Annotated in this window: 29 protein-coding genes; 15 read left to right on the top strand and 14 right to left on the bottom strand. The window is 67.6% G+C overall.

The genetic code is table 11. The annotated features are described in order from the left end of the window. Window positions 1-121: 121 nt before the first annotated feature. Window positions 122-1,603: a cytochrome P450 gene (locus tag V4U86_RS18320; RefSeq protein ID WP_395307366.1), complete on the bottom strand. Its 1,482-nt coding sequence runs from the start codon at window positions 1,601-1,603 to the stop codon at window positions 122-124. Window positions 1,604-1,725: 122 nt separating this feature from the next. Here V4U86_RS18320 and V4U86_RS18315 point away from each other — a divergent pair, with 122 nt between their 5' ends. Continuing rightward, the gene (locus tag V4U86_RS18315) at window positions 1,726-2,370 is read left to right on the top strand and encodes a TetR/AcrR family transcriptional regulator (protein WP_395307365.1); all 645 of its coding nucleotides are present in this window, start codon (window positions 1,726-1,728) and stop codon (window positions 2,368-2,370) included. An 18-nt stretch (window positions 2,371-2,388) separates the two neighbouring features. Then, window positions 2,389-3,246 carry an SDR family oxidoreductase gene (locus V4U86_RS18310; RefSeq protein WP_395307364.1) on the top strand — a complete coding sequence of 286 codons (858 nt, stop codon included), beginning with the start codon at window positions 2,389-2,391 and terminating at the stop codon, window positions 3,244-3,246. A 3-nt stretch (window positions 3,247-3,249) separates the two neighbouring features. On the opposite strand, the gene V4U86_RS18305 is transcribed toward V4U86_RS18310, so the two are convergent. The 3 genes from V4U86_RS18305 to V4U86_RS18295 are packed head-to-tail and all read right to left on the bottom strand — an operon-like array spanning window position 3,250 to window position 6,061. Next, window positions 3,250-4,404 carry an AAA family ATPase gene (locus tag V4U86_RS18305; protein ID WP_395307363.1) on the bottom strand — a complete coding sequence of 385 codons (1,155 nt, stop codon included), beginning with the start codon at window positions 4,402-4,404 and terminating at the stop codon, window positions 3,250-3,252. Then, entirely contained in the window at window positions 4,398-5,456 is a 1,059-nt protein-coding gene (locus tag V4U86_RS18300) for a DNA polymerase IV (protein WP_395307362.1), read from the bottom strand. Before V4U86_RS18300 ends, V4U86_RS18305 begins: the two co-directional genes overlap by 7 nt. Continuing rightward, entirely contained in the window at window positions 5,453-6,061 is a 609-nt protein-coding gene (locus V4U86_RS18295) for a TetR/AcrR family transcriptional regulator (RefSeq protein WP_395307361.1), read from the bottom strand. The genes V4U86_RS18300 and V4U86_RS18295 overlap by 4 nt, the downstream gene beginning before the upstream one ends. Before the next feature lie 89 nt (window positions 6,062-6,150). Between V4U86_RS18295 and V4U86_RS18290 the strand changes: the two genes are divergently transcribed. The 7 genes from V4U86_RS18290 to V4U86_RS18260 all read left to right on the top strand — a co-directional run bounded on the left by V4U86_RS18290 (window position 6,151) and on the right by V4U86_RS18260 (window position 15,169). After that, the gene (locus V4U86_RS18290) at window positions 6,151-6,726 is read left to right on the top strand and encodes an NADPH-dependent FMN reductase (protein WP_395307360.1); all 576 of its coding nucleotides are present in this window, start codon (window positions 6,151-6,153) and stop codon (window positions 6,724-6,726) included. Window positions 6,727-6,835: 109 nt separating this feature from the next. Next, complete coding sequence (locus V4U86_RS18285; protein WP_395307359.1) at window positions 6,836-8,092, top strand: glycosyltransferase; 1,257 nt, start codon at window positions 6,836-6,838, stop codon at window positions 8,090-8,092. An 85-nt stretch (window positions 8,093-8,177) separates the two neighbouring features. Then, the gene (locus V4U86_RS18280; RefSeq protein ID WP_395307358.1) at window positions 8,178-11,306 is read left to right on the top strand and encodes an ATP-binding protein; all 3,129 of its coding nucleotides are present in this window, start codon (window positions 8,178-8,180) and stop codon (window positions 11,304-11,306) included. Window positions 11,307-11,729: 423 nt separating this feature from the next. Then, window positions 11,730-11,972, top strand: a complete 243-nt coding sequence (locus tag V4U86_RS18275) for a redoxin NrdH (protein ID WP_395307357.1) — start codon at window positions 11,730-11,732, stop codon at window positions 11,970-11,972. Window positions 11,973-12,021: 49 nt separating this feature from the next. Next, window positions 12,022-12,474, top strand: a complete 453-nt coding sequence (gene nrdI / locus V4U86_RS18270) for a class Ib ribonucleoside-diphosphate reductase assembly flavoprotein NrdI (RefSeq protein ID WP_395307356.1) — start codon at window positions 12,022-12,024, stop codon at window positions 12,472-12,474. Then, window positions 12,441-14,609: a class 1b ribonucleoside-diphosphate reductase subunit alpha gene (gene nrdE, locus V4U86_RS18265; protein ID WP_395307355.1), complete on the top strand. Its 2,169-nt coding sequence runs from the start codon at window positions 12,441-12,443 to the stop codon at window positions 14,607-14,609. The genes nrdI and nrdE overlap by 34 nt, the downstream gene beginning before the upstream one ends. A gap of 191 nt (window positions 14,610-14,800) precedes the next feature. Continuing rightward, window positions 14,801-15,169, top strand: a complete 369-nt coding sequence (locus V4U86_RS18260; protein WP_395307354.1) for a hypothetical protein — start codon at window positions 14,801-14,803, stop codon at window positions 15,167-15,169. A gap of 373 nt (window positions 15,170-15,542) precedes the next feature. Here the strand turns inward: V4U86_RS18260 and V4U86_RS18255 are convergent, their stop codons facing one another. Next, on the bottom strand, window positions 15,543-15,710 hold the full coding sequence (locus V4U86_RS18255) for a hypothetical protein (RefSeq protein ID WP_395307353.1): 168 nt from the start codon (window positions 15,708-15,710) through the stop codon (window positions 15,543-15,545). 312 nt (window positions 15,711-16,022) lie between these two features. Between V4U86_RS18255 and V4U86_RS18250 the strand changes: the two genes are divergently transcribed. Together V4U86_RS18250 and V4U86_RS18245 are read left to right on the top strand one after the other, a co-directional pair. Then, window positions 16,023-16,262 carry a hypothetical protein gene (locus V4U86_RS18250; RefSeq protein ID WP_395307352.1) on the top strand — a complete coding sequence of 80 codons (240 nt, stop codon included), beginning with the start codon at window positions 16,023-16,025 and terminating at the stop codon, window positions 16,260-16,262. Then, complete coding sequence (locus V4U86_RS18245) at window positions 16,246-16,410, top strand: hypothetical protein (RefSeq protein ID WP_395307351.1); 165 nt, start codon at window positions 16,246-16,248, stop codon at window positions 16,408-16,410. Before V4U86_RS18250 ends, V4U86_RS18245 begins: the two co-directional genes overlap by 17 nt. 6 nt (window positions 16,411-16,416) lie before the next feature. Here the strand turns inward: V4U86_RS18245 and V4U86_RS18240 are convergent, their stop codons facing one another. Together V4U86_RS18240 and V4U86_RS18235 are read right to left on the bottom strand one after the other, a co-directional pair. Then, window positions 16,417-16,773, bottom strand: coding sequence for a hypothetical protein (locus tag V4U86_RS18240; RefSeq protein ID WP_395307350.1), 357 nt, complete (start codon window positions 16,771-16,773; stop codon window positions 16,417-16,419). Between the two features lie 14 nt (window positions 16,774-16,787). Further along, complete coding sequence (locus V4U86_RS18235) at window positions 16,788-17,174, bottom strand: DUF5997 family protein (protein WP_395307349.1); 387 nt, start codon at window positions 17,172-17,174, stop codon at window positions 16,788-16,790. Window positions 17,175-17,202: 28 nt separating this feature from the next. On the opposite strand from V4U86_RS18235, the gene V4U86_RS18230 reads away from it, so the two are divergent. Continuing rightward, complete coding sequence (locus tag V4U86_RS18230; RefSeq protein WP_395307348.1) at window positions 17,203-17,916, top strand: LysR family substrate-binding domain-containing protein; 714 nt, start codon at window positions 17,203-17,205, stop codon at window positions 17,914-17,916. Between the two features lie 25 nt (window positions 17,917-17,941). On the opposite strand, the gene V4U86_RS18225 is transcribed toward V4U86_RS18230, so the two are convergent. Next, on the bottom strand, window positions 17,942-18,160 hold the full coding sequence (locus tag V4U86_RS18225; protein WP_395307347.1) for a hypothetical protein: 219 nt from the start codon (window positions 18,158-18,160) through the stop codon (window positions 17,942-17,944). Window positions 18,161-18,442: 282 nt separating this feature from the next. Continuing rightward, window positions 18,443-19,111 (bottom strand): nitroreductase family protein, encoded by a 669-nt coding sequence (locus V4U86_RS18220; RefSeq protein ID WP_395307346.1) that lies wholly within the window; start codon window positions 19,109-19,111, stop codon window positions 18,443-18,445. 111 nt (window positions 19,112-19,222) lie between these two features. Between V4U86_RS18220 and V4U86_RS18215 the strand changes: the two genes are divergently transcribed. Both V4U86_RS18215 and V4U86_RS18210 read left to right on the top strand, forming a co-directional pair. After that, window positions 19,223-19,993 carry an SDR family NAD(P)-dependent oxidoreductase gene (locus tag V4U86_RS18215; RefSeq protein ID WP_073855883.1) on the top strand — a complete coding sequence of 257 codons (771 nt, stop codon included), beginning with the start codon at window positions 19,223-19,225 and terminating at the stop codon, window positions 19,991-19,993. 1 nt (window position 19,994) lies between these two features. Next, window positions 19,995-20,423: a VOC family protein gene (locus V4U86_RS18210; protein WP_395307345.1), complete on the top strand. Its 429-nt coding sequence runs from the start codon at window positions 19,995-19,997 to the stop codon at window positions 20,421-20,423. On the opposite strand, the gene V4U86_RS18205 is transcribed toward V4U86_RS18210, so the two are convergent. After that, on the bottom strand, window positions 20,424-21,275 hold the full coding sequence (locus tag V4U86_RS18205; protein ID WP_395307344.1) for a TIGR03619 family F420-dependent LLM class oxidoreductase: 852 nt from the start codon (window positions 21,273-21,275) through the stop codon (window positions 20,424-20,426). Between the two features lie 90 nt (window positions 21,276-21,365). On the opposite strand from V4U86_RS18205, the gene V4U86_RS18200 reads away from it, so the two are divergent. Beyond that, on the top strand, window positions 21,366-22,556 hold the full coding sequence (locus V4U86_RS18200; RefSeq protein WP_395307343.1) for a cytochrome P450: 1,191 nt from the start codon (window positions 21,366-21,368) through the stop codon (window positions 22,554-22,556). Here V4U86_RS18200 and V4U86_RS18195 read toward each other — a convergent pair. The 4 genes from V4U86_RS18195 to V4U86_RS18180 are packed head-to-tail and all read right to left on the bottom strand — an operon-like array spanning window position 22,553 to window position 25,927. Continuing rightward, window positions 22,553-23,482, bottom strand: a complete 930-nt coding sequence (locus tag V4U86_RS18195; protein ID WP_395307342.1) for a TIGR03564 family F420-dependent LLM class oxidoreductase — start codon at window positions 23,480-23,482, stop codon at window positions 22,553-22,555. The genes V4U86_RS18200 and V4U86_RS18195 overlap by 4 nt on opposite strands. A gap of 23 nt (window positions 23,483-23,505) precedes the next feature. Then, complete coding sequence (locus tag V4U86_RS18190) at window positions 23,506-24,369, bottom strand: SDR family NAD(P)-dependent oxidoreductase (protein ID WP_395307341.1); 864 nt, start codon at window positions 24,367-24,369, stop codon at window positions 23,506-23,508. Next, window positions 24,369-25,721 (bottom strand): cytochrome P450, encoded by a 1,353-nt coding sequence (locus tag V4U86_RS18185; RefSeq protein ID WP_395307340.1) that lies wholly within the window; start codon window positions 25,719-25,721, stop codon window positions 24,369-24,371. The genes V4U86_RS18190 and V4U86_RS18185 overlap by 1 nt, the downstream gene beginning before the upstream one ends. Then, window positions 25,718-25,927, bottom strand: coding sequence for a ferredoxin (locus V4U86_RS18180; protein WP_395307339.1), 210 nt, complete (start codon window positions 25,925-25,927; stop codon window positions 25,718-25,720). Before V4U86_RS18180 ends, V4U86_RS18185 begins: the two co-directional genes overlap by 4 nt. Between the last annotated feature and the right edge of the window lie 36 nt (window positions 25,928-25,963).

Below are 25,963 nucleotides of genomic sequence, written 5' to 3'. Positions count from 1 at the left end.
AGACCTGTGGTCGATGTCACGGCTGCCCATATCCTGTACGGCAAACTTGACGCATGTCAAGTATGGCTCGCGGCGGACCGTGGGACGTGCGAGAACGGTTGCGCCGGAAACGGACCGACGATCAGCGCAGCGGCCGCAGGATGATCGGCATGCCGTCCATCGGGACCGGCATCCCGCCGTTGTCCCAGCGCGGCGTGTAACCGGGCTTGACCAGTTCCAGCCGGTACTTGCGCAGCATCCGGTGCACGATGGTCTTGACCTCGAGCTGGCCGAAGACCATGCCGATGCACTTGTGCGCGCCGCCGCCGAACGGGGCGAAGGCATACCGGTGCCTCTTGTGCTCGCTGCGCGGCTCGGCGAAGCGGTCCGGATCGAACTTCTCCGGGTCGGTCCACAGCTCGGGCAGCCGGTGGTTCATCCCGGGCCAGGTCACCACGTTGGTGCCGGCCGGCACGTAGTAGCCGAGCAGGTCGGTGTCGCGGACGGTCTGGCGCATGTTGAACGGCAGCGGGGTGACCAGGCGCAGCGATTCGTTCATCACCAGATCGAGGGTCTCCAACTTCTCCAGTGCCTCGATGTCGAGCGGGCCGTCGCCGAGCCGGTCGCACTCGTCGCGGCAGCGGTCCTGCCACTGCGGGTTCGCCGCGAGGTTGTAGGCGATGGTCGTGGTGGTCGAGGTGGAGGTGTCGTGGGCGGCCATCATCAGAAAGATCATGTGGTTGACGATGTCCTCATCGGAGAACGAGTTGCCGTCCTCGTCGGCTGCGTGACACAGCACCGTCAGCATGTCGGTCCCGCCGGAGTTGCGGCGCTCCTTGATGCGCTCCTCGAAGTACTGCTCGAGCACCTTGCGGGCGCGCAGGCCCTGCCACCATTTGAACGGCGGCAGGGCAAAACGCAGGATCGCCCCGCCCGAGCGGGTGGTGGTGGCGAACGCGTCGTTGACCTTGGTGACCAGCTCGCGGTCGTCTCCGGCGTGCTCGTGGCCCATGAACACCACCGAGGCGATGTCGAGGGTCAGCTCTTTCATCGCCGGGTGGAACAGGAAGCGGGCGTCATCGGTCGGCCAGTCCGCGACCACCGCGGTGGCCACCTGGTCGATGTGCTCGACGTAGTCGGTCAGCCGGGTCCGGGTGAAGGCCTCCTGCATGATCCGGCGGTGGAACATGTGTTCCTCGAAGTCGAGCATCATCAGGCCGCGGTTGAAGAACGGCCCGATGACCGGATGCCAGCCCTTCTGCGAGTAGTCCTTGTTGCGGTTGGAGAAGATGGCCTGGGTGGCATCGGGTCCCAGGGCCACGATCGACGGCAGGATCGGCGAGTCCGCGAAGGTGATCGGGCCGCGGGTGTTGTACAGATGTAGCGGAAAGTCAGCGCCCTCGCGGAACATCTCGATGATGTGCCCGACCAGCGGTAACCCCGAATCGCCCGTGATCGCCTTGAGCCCGCTGCCCGGGGGCGGTTCGGCGAGGATGTGCTCCTTCCACTGGTGGGCGAGCAGGCGTTTCTCGAGCGCCCCCATGCCGGGGATGGTGTTCACCGTCGGGGTGAACCGGCGCTTGGCCTGGTCCAGCAGATAGGTCGGGGTGCTGATGGTCGCCATGTAGTGCTCCTCACAAAATAGGAAGCCTGTGGTGGAACTCACTCTGCAAAGCCATCCTGTATGCCACACTTGACGCATGTCAAGTTTTGTTCTGGCGTGGCACGGTGCCAAGGTTTAGTGCCATGAGCGCCGTCCCAGAATCGGAGTCCGAGACTCGGCGTAGTCGCGGGGACCGCCAGCGCGATGCCATCGTCAAGGCGGTGCGCGAACTGCTGGGCGCAAAACCCTTCGCCGACCTGTCGGTCAGCATGATCAGCGAGCGGGCCGGCGTGGCCCGGTCGGGTTTCTACTTCTACTTCGATTCGAAGTACGACGTGCTGGCCTTCATCGTCAAGGACGCGCTGGCCGAACTGGACACCCTGACCCACAACTTCGCGCCGCGGGACCCGGGTGAGTCGCCGGCCGCCTTCGCCAAGCGGATGGTCGGCAGCGCCGCGGCGGTGTTCACCACCAACGACCCGGTGATGGCGGCCTGCACCGCCGCGCGCAACACCGATGCCCAGATCAACGACATCATGAACGACTTCGAGGACCTGGTCATCGCCAAGATCGTCGCCGTCGTCGAAGAAGAGGTGCGCAACGGCACCCGCCCCATCAGTGACGACATCCCCGCACTCGTGCGGATGCTCACTGCGACCAGCGCATGGACGCTGTCCAACGACGCCGGCTTCGTCGGACGCAACACCGATCCGCAACGCGCCGTCGACGTGCTGGAGCGGTTGTGGCTGCACGCACTGTGGGGAACCGCCGCGTCCTGGGAGGGCTGACTCGGTAGGGTCGCCTCCATGGGGCAACCGGACAGCTTTGCGGGAAAACGGATTCTGCTCACCGGCGCGGCCAGCGGGATCGGCCGGGCCACCGCACTGAATCTGGCCCGCCGGGGCGCCGAGCTCTACCTCACCGACCGGGATGCCGAGGGACTGGCCACCACCGTCGCCGACGCGGCCGCACTCGGCGCGCAGGTGCCCGCGCACCGGGCGCTCGACATCGCCGACTACGACGCGGTCTCCGCGTTCGCCGCCGACATCCACTCCGCGCACGGAGCGATGGACATCGTGATGAACATCGCCGGGATCTCGGCGTGGGGCACCGTGTCCACGCTGACCCATCAGCACTGGAAATCGATGGTCGATGTGAACCTGATGGGGCCCATCCATGTCATCGAGACCTTCGTGCCCCCGATGGTGGCCGCCGGTCGCGGAGGCCACCTGGTCAATGTGTCCTCGGCGGCCGGCATCGTCGCGCTGCCCTGGCATGCTGCCTACAGCGCCAGCAAGTACGGCTTGCGCGGCATGAGTGAGGTGCTGCGCTTCGACCTGGCCCGGCACCGGATCGGGGTGTCGGTCGTGGTGCCGGGCGCGGTGAAAACCGGTCTGGTGCAGACGGTTCAGATCGCCGGCGTGGACCGCGAGGATCCCCGGGTGGCCAAATGGGTGGACCGGTTCGCCGGGCACGCGGTCTCGCCGGAGACGGCCGCGGAGAAGATCCTGGCCGGGGTGCGCCGCAACCGTTTCCTGATCTACACCTCACCGGACATCCGCGCGCTGTACGCCTTCAAACGGGTCGCCTGGTGGCCCTACAGTGTGGCCATGCGCCGGGTCAACGTACTGTTCACCCGCGCGCTGCGCCCCAAACCCCGCTAGGGGTCAGCGTTTACCCCAGTCCCACGCCGGCGCGGACAGCATGGTCTGCCCGGCGACGCGGGTCTCGCCCCACTCCTTGATCAATTCGATCGTGGATTCCGGCGCCAGCTGCTCGACCAGGGCCGCAGAATGGGTGACCACCACGACCTGGGTGCTCGCCGCCGCGGAACGGATCATCTGAGCCAGCGGAGCCACCAGATCCGGGTGCAGCGAGGTCTCGGGCTCGTTGAGCACCATCAACGAGGGCGGCCGCGGACTCAGCAGGGCCGCGCCCCACAACAGGAATCGCAGTGTGCCGTCCGATAACTCGGCGGCACGCAACGGTCGCAGCATTCCGGTCTGGTGCAGCTGGAGTTCGAAGAGGCCGTCGTGCACCGCGACCGACAGTCGCGCCCCGTCGAAGGCTTCGGCCACGGCCCGGGGCAGATCGCCGAGCCCGACCTCGATGATGGTCTGCACCGCCGCGGCGAGGTCGGCACCATCGTCGGACAGCACCGGGGTACGGGTGCCGACCTGCGGCCGTCGTGCGGGGGCGTCGGCGTCTACGCGGAAACCGTCATAGAAGCGCCACCCCCGCAACCGTTCTCGCACCGCAGCCAGTTCCGGGTGGGCACCCGGATGGGCGAACTCGGCCAGCACGCTGCGATAGCTGGGCAGCGACTGGGACAGCCGGTCGAATCCCCGCCCGGTCTCCGAGCTGACCTCGGCGTAGTCACGGGTGCGTTGCACCAGTGTGCTGGCCGGCCGCAGTACCGGGCCGGCGAAAATCGCCTCCCGTTTGATCTCGGGGTCGCGGGCGAAGTACGAGCCCGGCCCGGCGAACTGCGGCAGCCCGAGATCGATCAGGTAGCCGAAATCGTCGGAGGCGAAGCCCAGTTCGAGAGACACCGGGCGGGTGCGGGTACTGCCCTCGGTGCGGCCGGTGCGACGGGCCCCGGCGGTCTGTTCGGGGCCGGCCCACAGCACCGATTCCAGTCCGCCCTCCCGGGCCAGGGAGCCGATGACCGCTCCGCTGCCGCAGTCGGCGAGCAGTCGCAGTGCGCGGTACACCGACGACTTGCCGGTGCCGTTGGCACCGGTGACGACCGTGAGATCGCCGAGCGGCAGCACGATTTCGCGTAGCGAGCGGTAGCCGCGGATGGCGATGGTGCTCAGCACGGGGTGCTCTCCTTCGGGGCGTCGTCGGGCATCTGCAGTTCCAGGCGCACCCCGAGCAACCGGACCGGACGGTCGAGGTCGAACTCGCCCAGCAACGCCAGCGCCTGGGCGGTGATGGTGTCCAGGTCGGTTCCCGGGTGGGCCAGTTTGCGGATCTTGGTGCGCGTGTAGAACGTGCTGGTGCGCACGGTCACCGACACCCGCGTCACGGTGCGGCCCTCGCCGGCTACCTCGTCGAGGGTCTTGGCGGTGAGATCGGTGATGGCGCCTGACATCTCGGCGATGTCGGTGAGATCGTGCGGGAACGTCACCACATGACTGCGCGACCGCGGTACCCAGGGCTGCGAGCTGACCTCGGTGTCGCCGCCGCCCTTGGCGAGCAGCAGGATACCCAACCCGGTGCTGGGGCCGAATGCCGCGGTGAGCGTGGTGGCATCGGTGCCGGCCAGGTCGGCGACGGTATGAATGCCCATGGCCCCGAGCTTCTTGGCAGTTTTGGGCCCGACACCCCACAGGGCGTCCACCGGACGGTCGCCCATCAGCGTCATCCAGTTGTCGGCGGTCAGCACGAAAATCCCGGCGGGCTTCGCGAACCCTGTCGCGACCTTGGCGCGCTGTTTGTTGTCGCTGATCCCGACGGAGCAGGACAACCCGGTCTCGGCGCCGACGACGGTGCGGATCCGTTCGGCGAGTTCGACGGGATCGGGTACGTCCGCGCCGAGATGCGCCTCGTCCCAACCCCACACCTCCAGGGGGTGGCCGAGATCGCGCAGCAACCCCATCACCCGTTCGGAGGCCTCGTCGTAGGCGCGTGAATCGGAGGGCAGGAAGGTGGCCTGCGGGCATTTGCGGGCCGCGACGCGCAACGGCATCCCGGCGTGCACGCCGAATTCGCGTGCCTCATACGACGCGCAGGTCACCACCTTGCGCGGCTCGGTCGGATCCCCGCTGCCGCCCACGATGACCGGCAGACCGACCAGTTCGGGGTGGCGCTGCAGTTCGACCGAGGCCAGAAACTGGTCCAGGTCGACGTGCAGGATCCAGTGGCTCACGTGCCGCACAGTTTGCGGGCCACCGTCTCCCAGGCCTCGCCGAGCTGCTCGAGGGTCCGGCCGCGTTCGGTCATCTCGTGCGCCACCCGGTCGGCGTCGAGCAAGGCGGTCAGGGCGTCCGCCTGGGCATCGAGATCGCCTGTGGTACCGGCTGATTCGAGCAGCATGCGGACATGGGTGCGGTGCAGGGTGGCCGGTGCGTTGAACCGGGTGTGCGGGTCGCGCGCGGCATCGGAGAGCAATGCGCGATGAGTGTGTACGAACCGCAGTCGGCTCCGGCCGTAGGCGAGCAGGCGCTCCAGCGGTGGCGCACCGGGTCCCAGTGGCGGGGGACCGAACATGAACGCCTGCTGCTCGGCGACCTCGTCCTCGTCGAGCAGCACGATCATCAGCCCGGAGCGGCTGCCGAACCGGCGGAACAGCGTGCCCTTGCCGACGCCTGCCGCGGCCGCCACGTCATCCATGGACACCGCATCGGCACCACGTTCGGCGATCAGCCTGCGAGCCGCGTCGAGCAGGAGGGCACGGTTGCGTGCGGCATCGCCGCGTTCGGTCGGTGCGGCTGTGCTCAGCGGCAGCGAGTTCAGCCGGTCAGGGGCGCCCACACCTGCACTTTAACTCAGCCGGAATTATTCGGACTGTAGTCCGGTTAACCTGTGCGAGGATCACCAAGACCACGGAAGGGAACATCACCATGGCCCAGAATCAGGACAGTGCCGAATCCAATGCGGCCGAGACGAACGTACTGGTGCTCGTGGGCAGCCTGCGCGCCGCCTCGATCAACCGCCAGCTGGCCGACCTCGCCGTCGAATCCGCCCCGGAGGGCGTGACGCTGCAGGTCTTCGACCGCCTCGGCGAGCTCCCGCACTACAACGAGGACATCGACACCGACGACGCCCCCGAACCCGTCCGGGCCCTGCGCGCAGCGGCCGCGGTGGCCGGCGCCGCGCTGGTCGTCACCCCGGAGTACAACGGGTCCATTCCCGGTGTGCTCAAGAACGCGATCGACTGGCTGTCCCGACCGTGGGGCAACGGCGCGCTCAAGGACAAGCCGGTGGCCGTCATCGGTACCGCACTCGGCGGGTACGGCGGTGTCTGGGCGCACGACGAGACCCGCAAGTCCTTCGGTATCGCCGGGCCGCGGGTGATCGAGGATCTCAAGCTGTCCATCCCGTCCAAGACGCTCGACGGGAAGCACCCGCGGGAGTCCGCCGAGGTCGCCGCGAACGTGCGCGAGGTCGTCGAGAAGCTGGCCGCCGAGGTCAGCTGACAGACTGCTGTGCAGTTCGGCCATCCCGGCGTGCGGCACGCGGTCGCGGCCTAAACTCCCCACCGTGAGCCGAGCGCCGGCCCGGCGGATGGGGTGTTGACGTGCGACGATGTCCACAATCCTGGCGTATACCTCGCCGTCCTTAGGCAACCTGTATCCCATCGCGGCGCTGCTGTCCGAACTGCACCGGCGCGGCCACCGGATCGTGTTGCGCACCCATGCCGCCGGCGTCCCGGTGGGGCGCGGCGCCGGGTTCGACGTGTCGGCGGTGGACCCACGCATCGAAGCGGTCGTCATGACCGACTGGACGGCGCGCACCGGCTGGCAGGGCATCCGAACCGGGTTCGAGGTCTTCGCCGAGAGGGCCGTGCTGGAGGTCGGTGACCTGCAGGCCGGCATCGCCGCGGAGCGCCCCGACGCGCTCGTCATCGATGCGAACTGTTGGGGCGCCTCGGCGGTCGCCGAGGCGCACGGTGCGCCGTGGGCGTCGTTCTGGCCGTATCCGCCCTACCTGTCGTCGACGGCGGTGCCGCCCTTCGGCCTCGGATTGCGGCCCCGTGCCGACGGGTTCGGCCGGCTGCGCGACCGGATCGTCGCAGCCGCGGTCGACGGGCTGATCGACAGATCGATGATCGCCCCGCTCGGTGCCGTGTACCGCGGGCTGGGCATCCGGCCCATCGAGTCGAGCGACGATTTCGTCCGGCGAGCACCGCTGATGCTCGTCGCGACCGCCGAACCGTTCGAATATCCACGCCCGGACTGGGGCGACCGGGTGGCGCTGATCGGTCCGTGCGAGCTGCCCGAACCGGACGGCTATACGGACGGGCCCGACGTCGGCCCGGAGCCTGATGACGATCGGCCGGTGGTGCTGGTGACGACCTCCTCGGAACGCCAGCGCGACGATGTGCTGCCGACGACCGCGCTGGCGGCGCTGGCCCGGGAGCCGTTTCGGGTGCTGGCGACCTACCCGTGCGGGATACCGGATGGCCTGGAGATCCCCGGCAACGCGACGGTACGCGGATTCGTCCCGCACGGCCCGTGGCTGGACCGCGCGGTGTGCGCGGTCACCCACGGCGGGATGGGCATCACCCAGAAAGCGCTGGCCCGCGGAGTGCCGGTGTGCGTGGTGCCGTTCGGGCGCGACCAGTTCGAGGTTGCCCGCCGAATCGACATGTCGCGCAGCGGAACCCGTCTTGTCGGTAGGCGGCTGACGGAGCGCCGGCTGCGGGACAAGGTGATCGAGGCGATCGGCATGACCGACGGTGCACGCCGGGTCGCGGCCGGGTTCGCCGCCGCCGGCGGTGCACCTCGTGGTGCCGATGTGCTGGAGCATCGGCTGCTCGGGCTCGCGGCGGCCGGCGGTTGACATGCCGCCCGGATGCGCTAACTGTGGCACCGTACCTCGTGCGGGCGCCCGGTTCTGCGACTGCTGCGGCACTGCGTTACCTCCTGTGGCTGCGCCCGGCCCGCCAGATTCCCCCGTCGCTGCGCACCACGCGGAGTTCAAACAGGTCACCGTGTTGTTCGCCGATGTGGTCCGATCGATGGATCTGGCCGCCGCACTGGGCACCGAGCGCCTGCGCGAGGTGATGAGCGAGCTGTACCGGCGTTTCCGGACGGTGGTGACGCACTACGGCGGCAGCGTGGAGTTCACCGGCGACGGCGTCATGGCGGTGTTCGGTGCACCGGTCGCGTTGGAGGACCACGCATTTCGTGCCTGCCTGGCGGCACTGGACCTGCAGCGCGAGGTGCACCGGTATGCGGTGGTGGTGCACCGCCGCGACGCGGTGGACCTGCGGCTGCGGGTCGGCCTGAACTCCGGGCAGGTCATCGCCGGTGAGATCGGAACGGTCCCGGGCAGCTACACCGCGATCGGATCCCACGTCGGGATGGCGCAGCGGATGGAGGCGGCGGCCCCGCCCGGTGGGGTGATGCTCAGCGCATCGACAGCGCGGCTGGTCGAGGGTCTCGTCGAGATGGGGCCCGCCGAGACGGTGCGGATCAAGAACTCCGACAGCCCGGTACCGGCCCGGCGGTTGACATCGGCGGCGGTCAGTGCGGGCCGGGGCAGGCGGCAATGCACGCTGGTCGGGCGTGATGCCGAGGTGCGTTCTCTGGCAGCCCAGATGGACGCCGCCCGTGCCGGCGCAGGTGCGGTGATCGGGGTGATCGGACCGCCGGGCATCGGCAAGAGCCGGTTGGTGACCGAGGTGCTGCGGATCGGGCGGGCCAGGGGAGTGGGCGTGGTGTTCACCTGCTGTGAGGCGCACGCCCGCCAGGTGCCGTACCACGCGGCGGCCCGACTGTTCCGAAATCTGCTCGGCCTCGGCACCCTGCAGGGCGCGGCCGCGCGCGACTGCGTCCGCGAGCATCTGCCCGGCACCGACCCGGCCGACCTGCTGCTGCTCGATGACCTGCTCGGCATCCGGGAAGCCGAACACGAGCCGGCCGCAATCGATCCCGATGCCCGGCGGCGTCGGCTGAGCAGCTTGCTGACCGCCACGGCGACGGCACAGCGGAACCCGTCGGTGTACGTGATCGAGGATGCACACTGGATCGACGAGGCGAGTGAGTCGACGCTGGCCGATTTCCTGACCGCGTTACAGGGCGGCCCGTCCATGGCGGTCATCACCTATCGGCCCGAGTATCGCGGCAGACTGGCCGAGATCGCCGCACCGCAGGCGATTTCCCTGGTGCCCCTGGATGAAAAACACTCGGTCCGGCTGATCGGGGAGCTGCTCGGGCCGCACGCCTCGGTGACCCCGGTCGCCGCGCAGATCGCCGAGCATGCCGCCGGAAATCCGTTCTTCGCCGAGGAGATCGTGCGAGACCTCGCCGAACGTGGCGTCCTGCAAGGCGATCCCGGCAGTTACGTGGCCGTCGACGGTGCCTCGGTGACCGGGGTGCCCGTCACGCTGCAATCGACCATCGCCGCCCGCATCGACCGGCTCGAAGACACGGCCAAGACCGCGCTCAACGCGGCCGCGGTCATCGGCTCCCGGTTCACCGACGACCTGCTGCGGAACCTGGTCGAGCCGGTCTGCATCGACGAACTCGTCGAGGCCGAGATGATCGAGCGGGTGCCCGCCCACACCGCCGAGTACTGCTTCCGGCACCCGCTGATCCGCGCGGTCGCCTACCAGTCGCAGCTGCGGTCCGAACGCGGCCGGTTGCACCGCCGGCTCGCGGCGATCATCGAACACGGGCAGGGCACGTCCGAGGCGAACGCTCCGTTGATCGCCACGCACCTGGAGGCCGCCGGTGAACTGAAGGCGGCCTTCGACTGGCACATGCGGGCGGGCGCGTGGCTGGCCGGCCGCGACATCGCCGCGGCGCGGGCCGGCTGGCGACGCGCCGTCGCGGTGGCCCGGCAGTTACCGATCGATGACCCCGACCGGCTGCGGATGCACATCGCGGCCAGCGGTGCGCTGTGCGGGATCGCGTGGCGAGCCGGGCCCGCCGAGGCCGAGACGCTGTTCGAGGAGCTTCGCCGGCTGTGCACCGCACAGGATGACCAACGCGCGCTGGCCACCGGTATGTCGGGCTATGTGATGGCCCTGACGTTCCACAACCGTCCGCGCACCGCGTCGGCGCACGCCTCCGAACTGCAGCGGCTACTGGAACGCATCGGCGACGACGCCCTGACGGTGTCCGTGTCGTTCGGCGTGCTGGCGGCCAAGTGGGAGACCGCCGAAGTGGTCGAGATGGAACGGGTGGCGCAGCGGGTCATCGACCTGGCCGGCGGCGACCCCGGGCGGGGTGGCACGTTCTTCGGCTCACCGCTCGCGTTGTCACTGGCGGTGCGGGGCCTGGCCCGCATGTCGCTGGGACGGCCCCGCTGGAAGGACGATCTGGACGGCGCCATCGAGATGGCCCGCGCCCTGGAGCCACTGATCCTGGTGGTCACCACGCTGCACAAATACGCCCAGATCGGCCTGGGCGCGTTGCGTACCGACGCCGACGCGTTACGCGACACCGCCGGGGCCCTCGCGGCTGCGGAGCGGTCCGGGGATGACTTCACGGTGGTGCACGCCCATCTGGCCCGCGGGCTGGCGCTGGTCGCCGGGGAGAACGACGACCGGGAAACCGGCTATCTGCATCTGGAACGGGCGCGCCAGAGCGCTCTGCAGGGTTGCGGCAACACCGCGATCGTGCAGATCGCCGACGTCCAGTTCGCGCGCCGCCGGCGCGAGCTCGGGGACCTCGACGGTGCCGTCGAGTTGGCCCGTTCGGTAGTGGACGCGTTGTTCGGCACCGGGGCGGTGGTGTGGCGTGGTCCGGCCACCACCGCGCTGGTGGAGGCGTTGCTGAGCCGCGGGGCAGACGGTGACATCCGGGCGGCGCGGGCGGCGATCGAACGGCTGGCGAGCACGCCCGTCGATCCGGGATTCATGTTGCACGAGGTGCCCCTGTTACGGTTGCGGGCCCTGGTGGCCAGGGCCGAGGGGAACCGGGAGGCCGAGCGGCGGTTCGCCGAGCGGTACCTCACGGTGGCGCGGGCCTGCGGTTTCGAGGGGCACGTCGCCGCCGCGGTGGCGCTGGCGGGCGGGCTGACCGGCCCACCGGCACCGCTGCGCTGACTTTGCTGACCGGCGTGTCGGGCCCGGCCGGGCGTGTCCGTGGCGGGCGGGCGCCCCGACGTGGGCCGACCGCACTCGACACGACCACGGTTGTGATGTGCGACACGCCGATGGCGCGTCCGCAGAACTCATTACGACCTGGGAATTTCACGAATGTGGTTCAGAACATCTTGTATCTGTTCGGTTTGTCGGCCACTAGGTGTAGTGTCTGACGGACCGCAAGGCCCCAATGCTTCAGGAGCCCGACGGAGCAGGAATCGAAAGTGTGTCGGTGGTCTCGTCCACACTGGAGTTCCGTCCGGCGGCCCCGGAATTTCCGGGCCCCGCGGTCCGCTGAACATCAGAGGAATGCAGTACCCGGTGAGTTGCCGGTCCGCACACAACCCCATCCATGAGCGACACACACTAGGAGCCGTACCGCCGATGACCGTCACCGTGTACACCAAGCCCGCGTGCGTGCAGTGCAACGCCACCTACAAGGCGCTGGACAAAGAGGGCATCGCCTACGAGAAGGTCGACATCAGTGTCGACACCGAAGCGCGGGACTACGTGATGGCGCTCGGCTACCTGCAGGCCCCCGTGGTGGTGGCCGGCAACGACCATTGGTCCGGCTTCCGCCCGGACCGGATCAAGGCGCTGGCCGGTACGGCGGCCGTCACCGCCTAGGGCGAGGGTCGGGAGACAACGCGGGACAGAGACAGGAAGGAGAAGGATCGTGAGCCACCTCGTGTACTTCTCCAGCGTCTCGGAGAACACCCACCGCTTCGTGCAGAAGCTGGGCCAGCCCGCCGAACAGGTCACCCGCATCCCGCTGCATGGCCGTATCGAGGTCGACCAGCCCTACGTGCTGGTCCTGCCCACCTACGGCGGCGGTAAGGCGAGCCCCGACATCAACAGCGGCGGCTATGTGCCCAAGCAGGTCATCGCCTTTCTGAACAATGAGCACAACCGGTCGTTGATCCGCGGCGTCATCGCCGCGGGCAACAACAACTTCGGTGCGGAATTCGCCTACGCGGGCAATGTGGTCTCGGCCAAATGCCGCGTGCCCTACCTCTACCGCTTCGAACTCATGGGAACTCCGGACGACGTGGACGCCGTCCGTGCTGGCTTGGAAGATTTCTGGAAGGAACAGACGTGTCACCAACCGTCACAGCTGCAGAGCCTGTAACCACGGGCGTTCATGCGCTCCCGGGGGAGACGGACTACCACGCGCTCAACGCGATGCTCAACCTGTACGACGCGGACGGCAAGATCCAGTTCGACAAGGATGTGCTGGCCGCCCGCGAGTACTTCCTGCAGCACGTCAACCAGAACACGGTGTTCTTCCACAGCCAGGACGAGAAGCTCGACTACCTGATCGAGAAGGAGTACTACGAGCGCGAGGTGCTCGACCAGTACTCCCGAAACTTCGTCAAGTCGCTGATCGACCGCGCATATGCCAAGAAGTTCCGGTTCCCGACCTTCCTGGGCGCGTTCAAGTACTACACCTCCTACACGCTGAAGACCTTCGACGGGAAGCGTTACCTGGAGCGGTTCGAGGACCGGGTGGTGATGGTGGCCCTCACACTGGCCGCCGGTGACACCGCGCTGGCCGAGAAGTTGGTCGACGAGATCATCGACGGCCGGTTCCAGCCGGCCACCCCGACCTTCCTGAACTCGGGCAAGAAGCAGCGCGGCGAGCCGGTGTCGTGCTTCCTGCTGCGCATCGAGGACAACATGGAGTCCATCGGGCGCTCCATCAACTCCGCGCTGCAGCTGTCCAAGCGTGGCGGCGGGGTTGCCTTGCTGCTCACCAACATCCGTGAGCACGGCGCACCGATCAAGAACATCGAGAACCAGTCCTCGGGCGTCATCCCGATCATGAAGCTGCTGGAGGACTCCTTCTCCTACGCCAACCAGCTCGGTGCCCGCCAGGGCGCCGGCGCGGTGTACCTGCACGCGCATCACCCCGACATCTACCGGTTCCTGGACACCAAGCGGGAGAACGCCGACGAGAAGATCCGCATCAAGACCCTCAGCCTCGGCGTGGTGATCCCGGACATCACCTTCGAGCTGGCGAAGAAGAACGAGGACATGTACCTGTTCTCGCCGTACGACGTGGAGAGGGTCTACGGGGTGCCGTTCGCGGACATCTCGGTGACCGAGAAGTACCACGAGATGGTCAACGACGCGCGGATCCGCAAGACGAAGATCAAGGCGCGTGAGTTCTTCCAGACGCTGGCCGAGCTGCAGTTCGAATCCGGCTACCCGTACATCATGTACGAGGACACCGTGAACCGGGCGAACCCGATCGACGGGAAGATCACCCACAGCAACCTGTGCTCGGAGATCCTGCAGGTGTCCACGCCTTCGGAGTTCAACGAGGATCTGTCCTACGCCAAGGTCGGCAAGGACATCTCCTGCAACCTGGGGTCGCTGAACATCGCCAAGGCGATGGACTCGCCGGACTTCGCCCAGACCATCGAGGTGTCGATCCGCGCGCTGACCGCGGTGAGCGACCAGACCCACATCTGGTCGGTGCCCTCGATCGAGCAGGGCAACAACAGCTCCCACGCCATCGGCCTGGGGCAGATGAACCTGCACGGATATCTGGCCCGCGAGCGGATTCACTACGGGTCCGAAGAGGGTGTGGACTTCACCAACATCTACTTCTACACGGTGCTCTACCACGCGCTGCGTGCCTCGAATCTCATTGCCATCGAACGCGGTACTGCCTTCGGCGGCTTCGAGAAGTCGAAGTACGCGTCGGGTGAGTTCTTCGACAAGTACATCGATCAGGTGTGGGAGCCTGCCACCGACAAGGTGCGAAAGCTCTTCTCCGACGCCGAGATCCACATCCCGACCCAGGACGACTGGAAGCTGCTGAAGGAGTCCGTGCAGAAGCACGGTATCTACAACCAGAACCTGCAGGCCGTCCCGCCGACCGGTTCGATCAGCTACATCAACCACTCGACGTCCTCGATCCACCCGGTTGCCAGCAAGATCGAGATCCGTAAGGAAGGCAAGATCGGACGCGTCTACTACCCGGCGCCGTACCTGACCAACGACAACCTGGATTACTACCAGGACGCGTACGAGATCGGCTACGAGAAGATCATCGACACCTACGCCGCGGCCACCCAGCATGTGGATCAGGGCCTGTCGTTGACGCTGTTCTTCAAGGACACCGCCGACACCCGCGAGGTCAACAAGGCGCAGATCTACGCCTGGCGCAAGGGCATCAAGACGCTGTACTACATCCGGTTGCGTCAGATGGCGCTGGAGGGCACTGAGGTGGAGGGCTGCGTCAGCTGCATGTTGTGACGCGCTGATACGTTGCAGGCCAGGGAGATTACTCCCTGGCCTGCTTCTTTTGCAGGGGGTCTCCCGGTCTGTGCGCCGGTACCGCCGCGCACTGTGAGAAATAGTGACATGGCCTGGTCCTGCTGGCGTTTAGGCTTACCGGCGGGGCATCTCTGCGGCGGGGTGTGCGAAGACGAGGGGGCGAGGCTGTGATGACTGAGCTTGCGATGGTGTTGGCCGAGGGGGCGAATCCTGGCCGGGCGTTCGGTGAGGTCCTTTTCCGGGTGGTCGTCCTCGGGCTCATCGTCTGGGGGATCGTGCATCTGATCCGTAAGCGCCGGCGGCCCGGTCCGACCGCGCAGCACCAGCAGCCGCAACCGTACTGGGATGGGGCGGCGTGGCGGTACCCGCCGCAGCCCCAGGGGCCGCGGGCGCATCCGCAACCGTATTGGGATGGTGTGGCGTGGCGGTACCCGCCGCAGCAGCCGCCGTACCCGCCGCAGCAGCCGCCGTACCCGCAGCAGGCGTATCAGCAGCCGCCCTACGAACAGCAGCCGCCGTATCCGGGCGCGGGCTACTAGAGCGGCCCTGCGGCCGACCCCGAAGAGGTGACCGTGGCAGGAGCAGCGGGCGACAGGCATGAAAGGTGTACGCGGCTGCCGAGGACGCCAGTCTCGCTATCACCCGTTTCGGGTGCGAACTCGGAGACGTGATTGCCCCGATTGTCGAGCGGTTCGCCCACGCCAACGAGCGCGCGACTGTCTACGGCCGGCGGCTGATCACTGCGTTGCGCGAGATCCGCGCGAACTGGAACAGCCGGATCACCGCACGGTCGGACTCGGCTGGGCCGGCATCGTCGTCGAGATCGCGACCGAGCGCGCAACCGTGTCTGGCGCACCGGAAATCCTGGATGCGCTGGATGATTTCGCCGACCCGGCCGGGCGACGCGGGTGACTACGCGGGCGGTCGGTCGTTGACGGCGGCTGGGCATGCGAGCTTGAGGGCGTGGCCCGTCGACAGTGAATCCTGCAAGCCGCCGACGTAGTTCTTGTCCGGGAACCCGTTCGGCGGACCGCTGGGGCTTCCGTGGCTGACCCGGTCGAGGTTGTCGGCGAGTGTCATCGCCGTCGACCGCAGCTTCCCGTCGTGCGCCTCGCCTTCGACCGACCCCAGTATCTCTCCGGCCAGGGTCCGTTCGCGTTGACGCGAAAGATCTCTATTTCGCTCTCGATCTCTTCGAAAGAGTGAAATATCAAGTGGCTGAGGATCATTGCGTTATCCACCGACAGGGCTGAGAATGCGATGGTCGACCAGGGTGGAGCGCGTTTGGCGAACGAGCGTGGGCGCGGAACGTGCCGCGGCCCGGAACAGATAGATACACATGATTGGATAAGGCTCTGTTCTCAATGTGCGATGGAGTGAAAGGCAGGAGACGTGGCACGCAAGTCGTGGAAGGACCTACCCCCGGCGGCCAAGGCGGCGATCATCGTCCTGACGGCGGTCGACGCCGGACTGCGAGCTTGGGCATTGCGAGATCTGGCCCACCGCAACGCCACCCAGGTCAACGGCCCGCGCTGGCTGTGGCGTATCGCCCTGGGCGCGGTGACATCGTCGGGCGTGCTGCCGGCCGCCTATCTGCTGCGCGGGCGGAAGTCCGGTGTCGACCACCGTTGAGGTCATTCTCATCACCGCCCTGGTCTTCGGCATCGTCGCGGTGATGTTCGCCTCGATCTACCTGTGGGGGAAGTGGGGTAAAGGCTCCCGGCTGGAGCGGCGCATCGACGGCTTCTTCGACCGCCTGAGCGACATGTTCGATCGGTAGCTGTGCCTACTGGCCGTATGTGTAGCGCAGATTCGCGTTGATCAAGACATTGATGCGCTTGCGCATATGCCCGGTCATGCTTGCGTCGGGAGGATCACCATCGGTGGTCAGGGTCCAGCGCAGATCGGTCCCACTGCCGCCCGGCGGCAGGTCGAAGCGGATGCGGGCATCCGGTAGTCGCGGCCACAGCGAGGACCACACCACATAACCAGGCGCCTGCGACTCCAGCACCACCGGTGCGACCTCGTCGTCGAGTAGGTGCAGCCACGTCCGGATGGTGTTGCGGGTCGGCGCGGTGAGATCCTCGAACACCACGTGCGGCGGGGCGGGAAGGTTCCGTCGCCGGGATCCGAGCTCAACCATGTGCCGGACTCACGTCAGTCCTCGCGCGCCTTATCGGCCCGCGCCGCCTTGATGCGGCGTTCCTCGCGCAGCACCTCTTGAAAGCTCTCGCGCTCGGCGACCAGCCAATCAGGCAGCTCTTGAAGCAGCGCACTGATTTGCTCGGTGGTGAGCGCCTCGGTGACCCCGCCACGGGCCAGGCCGGCGATGGAGACACCCAGCTTGGCGGCCACCAGGTTCTTCGGGTGCGGCCCGTTCTTCCGCAGGTCCTGCAGCCACTGCGGCGGGTTGGCCTGCAGCTCGGCTAGCTGATCGCGGGTGATCGGGTTCTCCTGGAACTCCGTCGGCGTCGCGGGCAGGTACACGTCCAGCTTCTTCGCCGCTGTGGCGGGTTTCATGGACTGCGTGTTCGGCCTGCTCATGAGCTCAGCCTATCGGTAGCCTGAGTCGGTGACCCAGTCCTGTCTCACCCTCGGGTACGTCCCCGGCGGGACACCCGCGAAGTGGGCGCGGATCTGGTCGGAGCGCCACCCGGATATCTCCCTGCAGCTGCAGGCCGTAGCAGCGGCCGACGCGGCCGACGCCGTCAAGGGCGGCACCGTCGACCTGGCGTTGCTCCGGCTGCCGGCCGATACATCCGGACTCGCCGTCATCACTCTCTACGAGGAGACGACGGTGGCCGTGGTGCCCGTCGATCACCTGCTGACCGCCGCCGACACGGTCACTACGGCCGACCTTGCCGACGAGCCCCGGCTGCGCCCGCTCGACGACGTCGTCGCCTGGACTGACGCGCCGGGCACCGTGATCGATCACCAGCCCGAGACCACCGAGGCCGCAATGGAACTCGTCGCCGCGGGGCTCGGTGTGCTCATCGTCCCGCAGTCGATTGCTCGGTTGTACCACCGCAAGGACCTCACCTACCGTCCGATCGCCGACGCACCCGGTTGTGCGGTGGCGCTGGCCTTCCCGGAGGGACCGCAGTCCGAGTTGGTCGAGGAGTTCGTCGGGGTCGTGCGGGGGCGTAAACCGGGTTCCTCGCGCGGGCAGGCCGAACCGGCCCCGAAACGTACCGCCCGGGAGAAGACGCTGGCCAAACAGGCCGCCCGGGCCGCGGCGGGCAAGGTGGCCGGCAAGCCGAAACCGGCCAAACGCGGCCGGCGCTGAGCGCTGCGGTGCGGCCGGCGCCGGCTCACTCCCGGGGCGGGTTGGTGGGATTGCCGGTGTCCGGGCCGGCGGGGGACTCGGGATCCTCAATGTCTGTGTCGGGGGCCGAACCCGATATCGCGCGGCGTCGGGCGAGCTGCCACAGCGCGAACACCCCGAGGACGACAAAGGCCCATATCGACGGCGGGTGGTTGACCACGACGATGACTCCGGCAGCCAGGGTGAGCGCACTGAACGCGGTCACGACGGCCAGTGTCGCGACAAAGCCCCATCGTCCGGTCGACCAACCCTCCCGGAACCACTGTGGGCGGTGGAACGGGTGCGGCAGGCGGCCGTCGTGGGTCCGACGACCTGACACCGGACCGACCCACCTTTCGCGGAAGACGGCCGACGGCCGCCCGCTTGACGTTCATGTCAATTGTCCGCGGGTCTGAGGTCGTTCGCCAGGCGGGCGGCCGCTATTCGCCCGAACGGCTGACACCGGCACCGCTGCGCGAAACCGACAGCGCTCCGCAGGCCTTGACGTTCAGGAACGGGGCCGAGCGCCTCTGCCGTAGGTGATGTCGGCGCGTTCGGTGTCCCACTGATTGCGGAACACCACGTCGGCGAGCGGACGGCGGCGCACCGGGCCGTGCCGGCCGCGTGGCCAGCCGACCACCACGTGCCCGGCCAGAAACCACTCGTCGGGGATGCCGACCGAGGTGCGCAGCGCCCGCTCCCCGTCGTAGGAGGCCCAGCTGGTGATGCAGGCGCCGAGTCCCTGCGCGCGGGCGGCCAGGTAGAAGTTCTGCAGGGCCGGATAGATCGAGCCGCCCTGCAGGAACTCCGAGGCAAATTCGTTCTTGTAGGCGGTGAACAGCACGGACGTGTAATCGCCTGCGCGGTCGTGCAACTCGTAGGTGGCCCGGTTGTTGCGGGCGGTGCGGCTCTGGTCGTCGGGGTCGGGTCGGCTCATGCCGTAGATCGATTCGATTGTGCGCAGGGCGATCTGGGCTGCCTCGGCAACCGCCGCTCGCTGTTCGGGCGCATCGAGGACGATGAACCGCCACAACTGCGCATTGGCTCCGTTGGGCGCCCAGGTCGCTGCCTGCAGGCAGCGGTCGAGCGTCTCGGCGTCGACGGGCTCATCGGTGAAGCGGCGGATTGAGCGTGCGGTGGACAGCACTTCCCAGACATCGTCGGTTGGATCCGGCATGCCATTGGTCTACTCGACGCGCGGGTCGATGTCGAGTACCTGAACCCGTTCCCCATGCAGATCATCTGCTGTACAGTCGTATGGCAAACGTGAGGAAAAGGAGTCCATGCTGTGAGCGATAGGTTTTCGATGGAAGGCAAGGTCGCCGTCATCACCGGTGGCGGCACCGGAATCGGCCGGGCGTCGGCGCTGGTGCTGGCCGAACACGGTGCGGATGTGGTGTTGGCCGGCCGCCGCCCGGATCCGTTGAAGTCCACCGCCGCCGAGATCGAGGCGCTGGGGCGCAGGGCCCTCGTGGTACCGACCGATGTGACGAAAGCCGAGGAGTGCAACGCGCTGGTCGACACCACGCTGGCCGAGTTCGGGCGTCTCGATGTGCTGATGAACAATGCCGGTGGGGGCCAGACCAAGTCGCTGATGAAGTGGACCGACGACGAGTGGCACGAGGTGCTGGACCTGAACCTGTCCAGTGCGTGGTACCTGTCGCGGGCGGCGGCCAAGCCGATGATCGCCCAGGGCAAGGGCTCCATCGTCAACATCTCCTCGGGGGCGAGCCTGCTGGCCATGCCGCAGGCGCCGGTCTACGCGGCGGCCAAGGCCGGCCTGAACAACCTGACCGGGTCGATGGCGGCGGCCTGGACCCGGAAGGGTGTGCGGGTCAACTGCATCGCCTGCGGTGCCATCCGCACGCCCGGCCTGGAGGCCGATGCGGAGCGCCAGGGATTCGACATCAATATGATCGGCCAGACCAACGGCTCGGGCCGGATCGCCGAACCCGACGAGATCGGTTACGGCGTACTGTTCTTCGCCTCCGATGCGTCCAGCTACTGCTCCGGGCAGACGCTGTACATGCACGGCGGCCCCGGGCCGGCGGGGGTCTGACATGGCGGTCAGTCACGTCGGGTTGCGGGTCCGCGATCTCGCGGGCGTCCAGAAGTTCTACGAGGCACTCGGTTTCGCCGAGGTGCAGCGCATGACCGTGCCGGACAAGATGGCCGCCGGACTGCTCGGGCTGGCCGAACCGATCGGCTTCGAGGCGGTCTACCTGCGCAACGACGGTTTCGTCCTGCAATTGCTGACCTTCTCGGGTCATCCCGCTCCCGAAGCGCCTCAGCGGGACATGGTCGGCGCCGGCCTGACCCATCTGTCCCTGGTGGTGGACGATATCCCGGCGGCCCAAGCGGCCGTGGAGGCGGCCGGTGGCACGGTGATCGCCGATCCCGGTGGCGGTTTCGCGTGCATGGTGCGCGATCCCGAGGGGCAGTTGCTCGAACTCATCCACTCGAAGTTCCGGCCGGTCCCGGCCGGCTGATCACCGAAGCTCGTCGACCATCGCGGCGTAGCGGTCCAGGAACGCCCACGTACTCGACGAGTCGTGGGCGTTCTTACGTCCGCCGCCGAGCACGACCCGGTTGAACCCGAGATCGCGGTAGCCGGCCAGTGTGGCGACCGTGGGAGCGCCCCAGGCCATGATCGTCAGATCCAGCGTCGAGGGATCGCGGCCGACTTCTTCGGCCACCCGGCGGAAGTCATCCAGCGCCGCGCCGAGGTCGCGGAATGCGGCGTCGCCGGGTAGCCAGCCGTCGGCCCAGGGCAGGCACTGCCGGATGGCCTTGGGGCCGGTGGCCGCGGCCAGCAGCGGCGGATGCGGACGTTGATGAGGCTTGGGGTAGGACCACACCGGTTCGAAATCGTAGAACTGGCCGTGATGCTGGGATTCCTCGTCATTCCACAGCGCGGTGAGCGCGGCGACCATATCGGCCAGCGCGCGATAGCGATCGCCCCACGCCACCGTGCTCGCGACCTCCAGTTCGGCGCGCGCACCGACTCCGACCCCGAGCGTCACCCGCCCTTGGCTCAGATGGTCGAGGGTGGCGACTTCCTTTGCAAAGGTGAAGATCTCACGCTCCAGTGGCAGGGCCACCGCGGTGCCGAGTCGCAGTTGCTCGGTCGCCTGTGCGGCCGACAGCAGCGACAGAAAGGGATCGAGGATCTGCTTCTGCGCGGCCAGCAGCGCCGGATGGAACTGTCCTGCCGCAGCCACCGGAATCTGCGGATGCTCACCGACCCAAAGCGATTCGAACTCACGGGCCTCCAGTTCGGGGCCGAGCACCGCCGGCGCGATGTCCTGCGGCGTGTTCAGCGAGACGAATCCCAAATCCATTGACTTTCCTTCGGGTCGACTGAGGGCGCTGTACGATCGTACTGCACAGCTCGCCGCACTGGCGATGAACAATCGAGGAGCGCACCCCAGATGGTGGAAACCCGCGAGCTCTACTACGATCCCTACGACGTCGACATCGATGTCGACCCGTACCCGGTGTATCAGCGGCTGCGCGACGAATCGCCGCTCCATTACAACGAAAAGATGGACTTCTGGGCGTTGTCGCGGATGTCCGATGTCGAGGATGCCCTGCGCGACACCGACAATCTCAGCTCGGCCAAAGGGGACATCCTGGAGGTCGTCAAGGCCGAGCCGGAGATGCCGCTCGGCGTCTTCATCAACGAGGACGCACCGCAGCACACCGTGCACCGGCTGCTGGTGTCGCGTGCCTTCACGCCGCGCAAGATGAAGGCCATCGAGGATCAGGTCCGCGACTTCTGTGCCACGTGCCTGGACCCGCTGGTCGGAGGGGACCGCTTCGACTTCATGAGCGACCTCGGCGTCGAGATGCCGATGCGGGTGATCGGCATGCTGGTCGGTATGCCCGACGAACTGCAGCGCAGCGTGCGCAAGGTCGCCGGACGGCGGCTGCGCAACAATCCGGGTGAACCGCTGCCGGTGAGCAAGAAGAACTACTTCAACGGCAACATGTTTCGCGACTACGTCGAGTGGCGCGCGGACCACCCGTCCGACGATCTGGTCACCGAGCTGTTGAACGTCGAATTCACCGACGCCGACGGTGTGCGACGCAAGCTGAGTTCCGAGGAGCTGCTGGTGTTCCTGGGCGTGGTCGCCAACGCCGGTACCGAGACGGTCAGCCGGCTGTTCGGCTGGCTGGGAAAGCTGTTGGGGGAGCATCCCGATCAGCGCCGCGAACTGGCCGCAGACCCGACGTTGATCCCGGGCGCCATCGAGGAGGTGCTGCGTTACGAGCCGCCGGTGCACGGCATCGCACGCTATGTCGCCCGGGACGTGACCTATCACGGCACCACGGTGCCTTCGGGATCGGCGCTGCTGCTGGTGGCCGGGGCCGCCAACCGTGATGAACGCAAGTTCGACGAACCCGACCGCTTCGACATCCACCGCAACGGCAACCACGTGAGTTTCGGTAGGGGAGCACACTTCTGCCTCGGCGCCTCGCTGGCTCGGGTCGAGGGCCGGGTGGCGCTGGAGGAGATTCTCAAGCGCTGGCCGGACTGGACCATCGACGAGCAGAACGCCCACCGGGCACCCACAGTGGCCGTCCGCGGCTGGGACGCCATGCCGGCGATCCTGGGCTAGTTCTCCCGAGCCAGCGCGCTCAGCAGTGCTCGGGTGCGCCGCACCGAGGCCGAACGCTGTGCCCGGTCGGTCCCGACGGGTACCGGTTGCGCCCACACATCGGTGGCGCCCGCATCGAGCAGCGCCTGAAGCTGCTGCGCCACCGCGGATTCGTTGCCCAGAACTGCCACGTCGGCCGCACCGGTACCGCCACCGGCACGGATGATCTGCTGGTAGTTGCGCATTCCGGCATAGGAGACCGCGTTGGCCGCCACCGCGTCGCGGGCCTCGTCGAGGTCGTCGTGCACCGCGACCGGAAGGCCGGCGACGATCCTCGGCCGTGGCCGGACGAAGTCCGCTGCCGCAGCGGTGAGAGCGGGGGTGATGCGGGACTCCAGCGCCTGGTGCGAGGCCATCCACAACACCACCCCGTCGGCGAACCGCGCGGCGGTGCGCAGCATCCGGGGAGACAGCGCGGACAGCAACAGCGGGACCGGGTGCTCTGGACGGACCGCGCGCCCGGCGGTGTGCGCGGCCCAGTCGGTGCCGTCGACGTCGACGTCCTCACCGCGTAGCAGCGGGCCCACGATCTGCAGGTACTCGGCGGTGTTGCGAACCGGATGGTCATAGGACAGGCCGAGTACGTCCCGCACGATCGGCTCGTGCGAAGGACCGATCCCGAGACACAGACCCGGGCGTCCCATCGCGTTCGCCGCCGCGATCACCCGGTTGGCCTGTAACAGCGGGTGGCACGGATAGGTTTGCAGCACAGCGGTACCCAGCTCGATCGATGAGGTGGCCCGGCCCGCCATGGCCATCGCGACCAGCGGGTCCCCGGCGACCCCGCTGGCGAACCACAGCGAGGAGAACCCGTCGGCCTCGGCCTCCTGGGCCTGGGCGATGATCGCCTCGACCGACGCGGCACCGCCGGACAGTCCGATACGCATGGCGCGTCCCTTCCGATGACCGGCTAGCGCATGACGTGCGGATACTGTTCGTGCGGGTGCACGTCGAACAGTGTCCGATACGACGGTGGCCGGCGACCACCCTCGTCCACGATGCCGTAGGTGGCGGCCAGCTCGGCGCCGATCAGCGTCTTCCCGCTGACGTCCATGAGATCCGGATCGTTGAACAACGCCCAGATGACGTGGCCGGTGAGCTCGGGCGTCTCGGCGGTATCGAGGATGTGGCCGAACTTGTCCGGTTTGGCGGCGATGATCGCCCGCACCCGTTCGGTCAGTAGCGAACCCAGCCAGATCGACACCGCGGCGATCCCGAAGTCACGGAAGTCCACCGCCATGTCGGCGGCCATCTTGTCCACGCCCGCCTTCGGGACACCATAGGCGGGCCCGAATGCGTAGTGCACCGATCCCGACGACGAGGTGAACGCCACCAGGCCCTTGCGCTGCGGCAGCATCAGCGGCGCGCACAGGGCGGTCGCGACGTAGCTGCTGCGCACACCGACATCGAGGGTGTCGAGCACGCTGAACGGCTCTTCCCAGAACTTGGTGCGTCCCATCATCTCGTCGCGGATGATGGCGGCATTGTTCACCAGGATGTCCACCCGGCCCTGTTCGTCGGCGATCCGGTCGAACAGCGCCTTGACCTGTTCGTCGTCGCTGTGGTCGACGCGGACCGCGATGCCCTGCCCACCCGCGGCGGTCACCAGATCGGCGCTCTGGTGGATGGTGCCGGCCAACGGTGGATCCCCGGCCGTCTCGCTGCGCCCCGTCACGTAGACGGTGCAACCGTGGCTGCCGAGTGCGTGCGCTATGCCCACGCCCGCACCACGGCTCGCGCCGGTGACGACCGCGACCGGTTTGTGTGAGCTCATCAGCGGTCGATCTCGGCGGTGGTCTTGAGTTCGGTGATCGGGCGTGCCAGGCCCTGTTCGTCACAGGCACGCTGCAGTTTGACCAGGGTGTCGTCCAGGCCGGGGCCGGTCCGGGCAGCGGGGGTGAAGGTAGCCGGCAGATGCCGCATGCCCTGGATCACCCCGATGGTGTCGTAGTGCACGGTCTGCTCGGCGATGCACCGGTAATCGGGCATCCGGTCGAGGACCGCGGTCAGCATCGACTTGAACACCGTGCGGGCCACGTTCGAGCCGATACAGCGGTGCACGCCGAGTCCGAAGCTGAAGTGCCGGTTGTTCTTCCGGTCCATCATCAGGGCATCCGGATCCTCGAACAGCGCCGGGTCCCGGTTGGCCATGGCCCAGGACAGCCACAGCCGATCGCCCTCGCGCAGCAGGGTGCCGTCCAGATCGATGTTCTCCGATACGGTTCGGGCATCCCCGGGTGCCGGGGTGAAGAAGCGCAGGAACTCCTCGGTCGCCCGGTCCAGCAGCATGTCCCGCTCGGCGCTCAGCTGACTGCGCTTGTCGGGATGCTGTGACAACCACTCCAGCGCATGCGCGGTCAGCGCGGTGGTGGTGTCGAACCCGCCCCCGATCAGCAGGTTCAGCATGCCGATCAGTTCGATGTCCGGCGGTGCAACGCCATCGATGCGCAGTCTGGCCAGGGCATCGATGATGCCCGGCCGCGGAGTCTGTCTGATCTCGGCCAGGTTGGTGAACAGGTCGATGCCCATCGCCATGTAGAGCTCGCGCACCCGGGCCGCATCGGGGGAGTCCGGTGGCGTGTAGACCGAGGCGTGTGCGGGTTCGTTGTACATCGCCCACTTGTCCAGCCGCACACCGAGCATGGCCAGGGTGAGGACTGCCGGGACGACGTTGGCCAGATCGTCGACGAAGTCGATGCGCCCGGTCTCGATGCGGTCATCGATACAGGCGCGGACGATCTCGTCGATGAACGGCGTCCAGCGCTTGACTGCGGCGGGGGAGAGATACGGGTTGAGCGCGGTGCGGTAGAAGCGGTGTTCGGGATCGTCCATCTCCAGCATGCCGCCGCGAAAACCCTCCGCTTCCAACATCGTCGGGATGGAGATGCCCTTGTAGCCGCGTCGTTCGTTGTTCACGTCATGGTCGTTGGAGACATGCGGGCAGCGGGCCAACTCGAACACCTGCTGACCACCCGCGGCCACCCAGTGCCCTTCGTAGGTGTCGGTCCAGGCGAGGGGGCAACGCTGCTGCATCTCGTGGGTGATGTCGAGGAACTTCTCCCGGTAGTCGGGAGTGTGCCGGTCGAAGTGGTAATCGGCGGGTGCGCTCTTCGCCCGATTCGTCATTGCCGGCCATCCTCGGTGACGATGTGCACGGCCTGTTCCGGACAGGAGTGCACCGCCTCGCGGACCTGTGCCTGCAACCCCTCCCCGACGCGGTCGACGGATGCCTGCGCGTGGCCGTCGGTGTCGTCGAGTGCGAAAACCTCCGGCGCGATCATCGCGCACAGCGTGTGGCCCTGGCAGCGCGTGGTGTCGACTTCTACTCTCACCGTGAACTCCTCCGACGAAATCTGTTGAGGGGGTGT

Source organism: Mycobacterium sp. AMU20-3851 (genome assembly GCF_043974665.1).
GTDB lineage: Bacteria > Actinomycetota > Actinomycetes > Mycobacteriales > Mycobacteriaceae > Mycobacterium.
The sequence above is the reverse complement of the archived record's forward strand: the minus strand, read 5'-3'. Positions and strand labels throughout refer to the sequence as shown.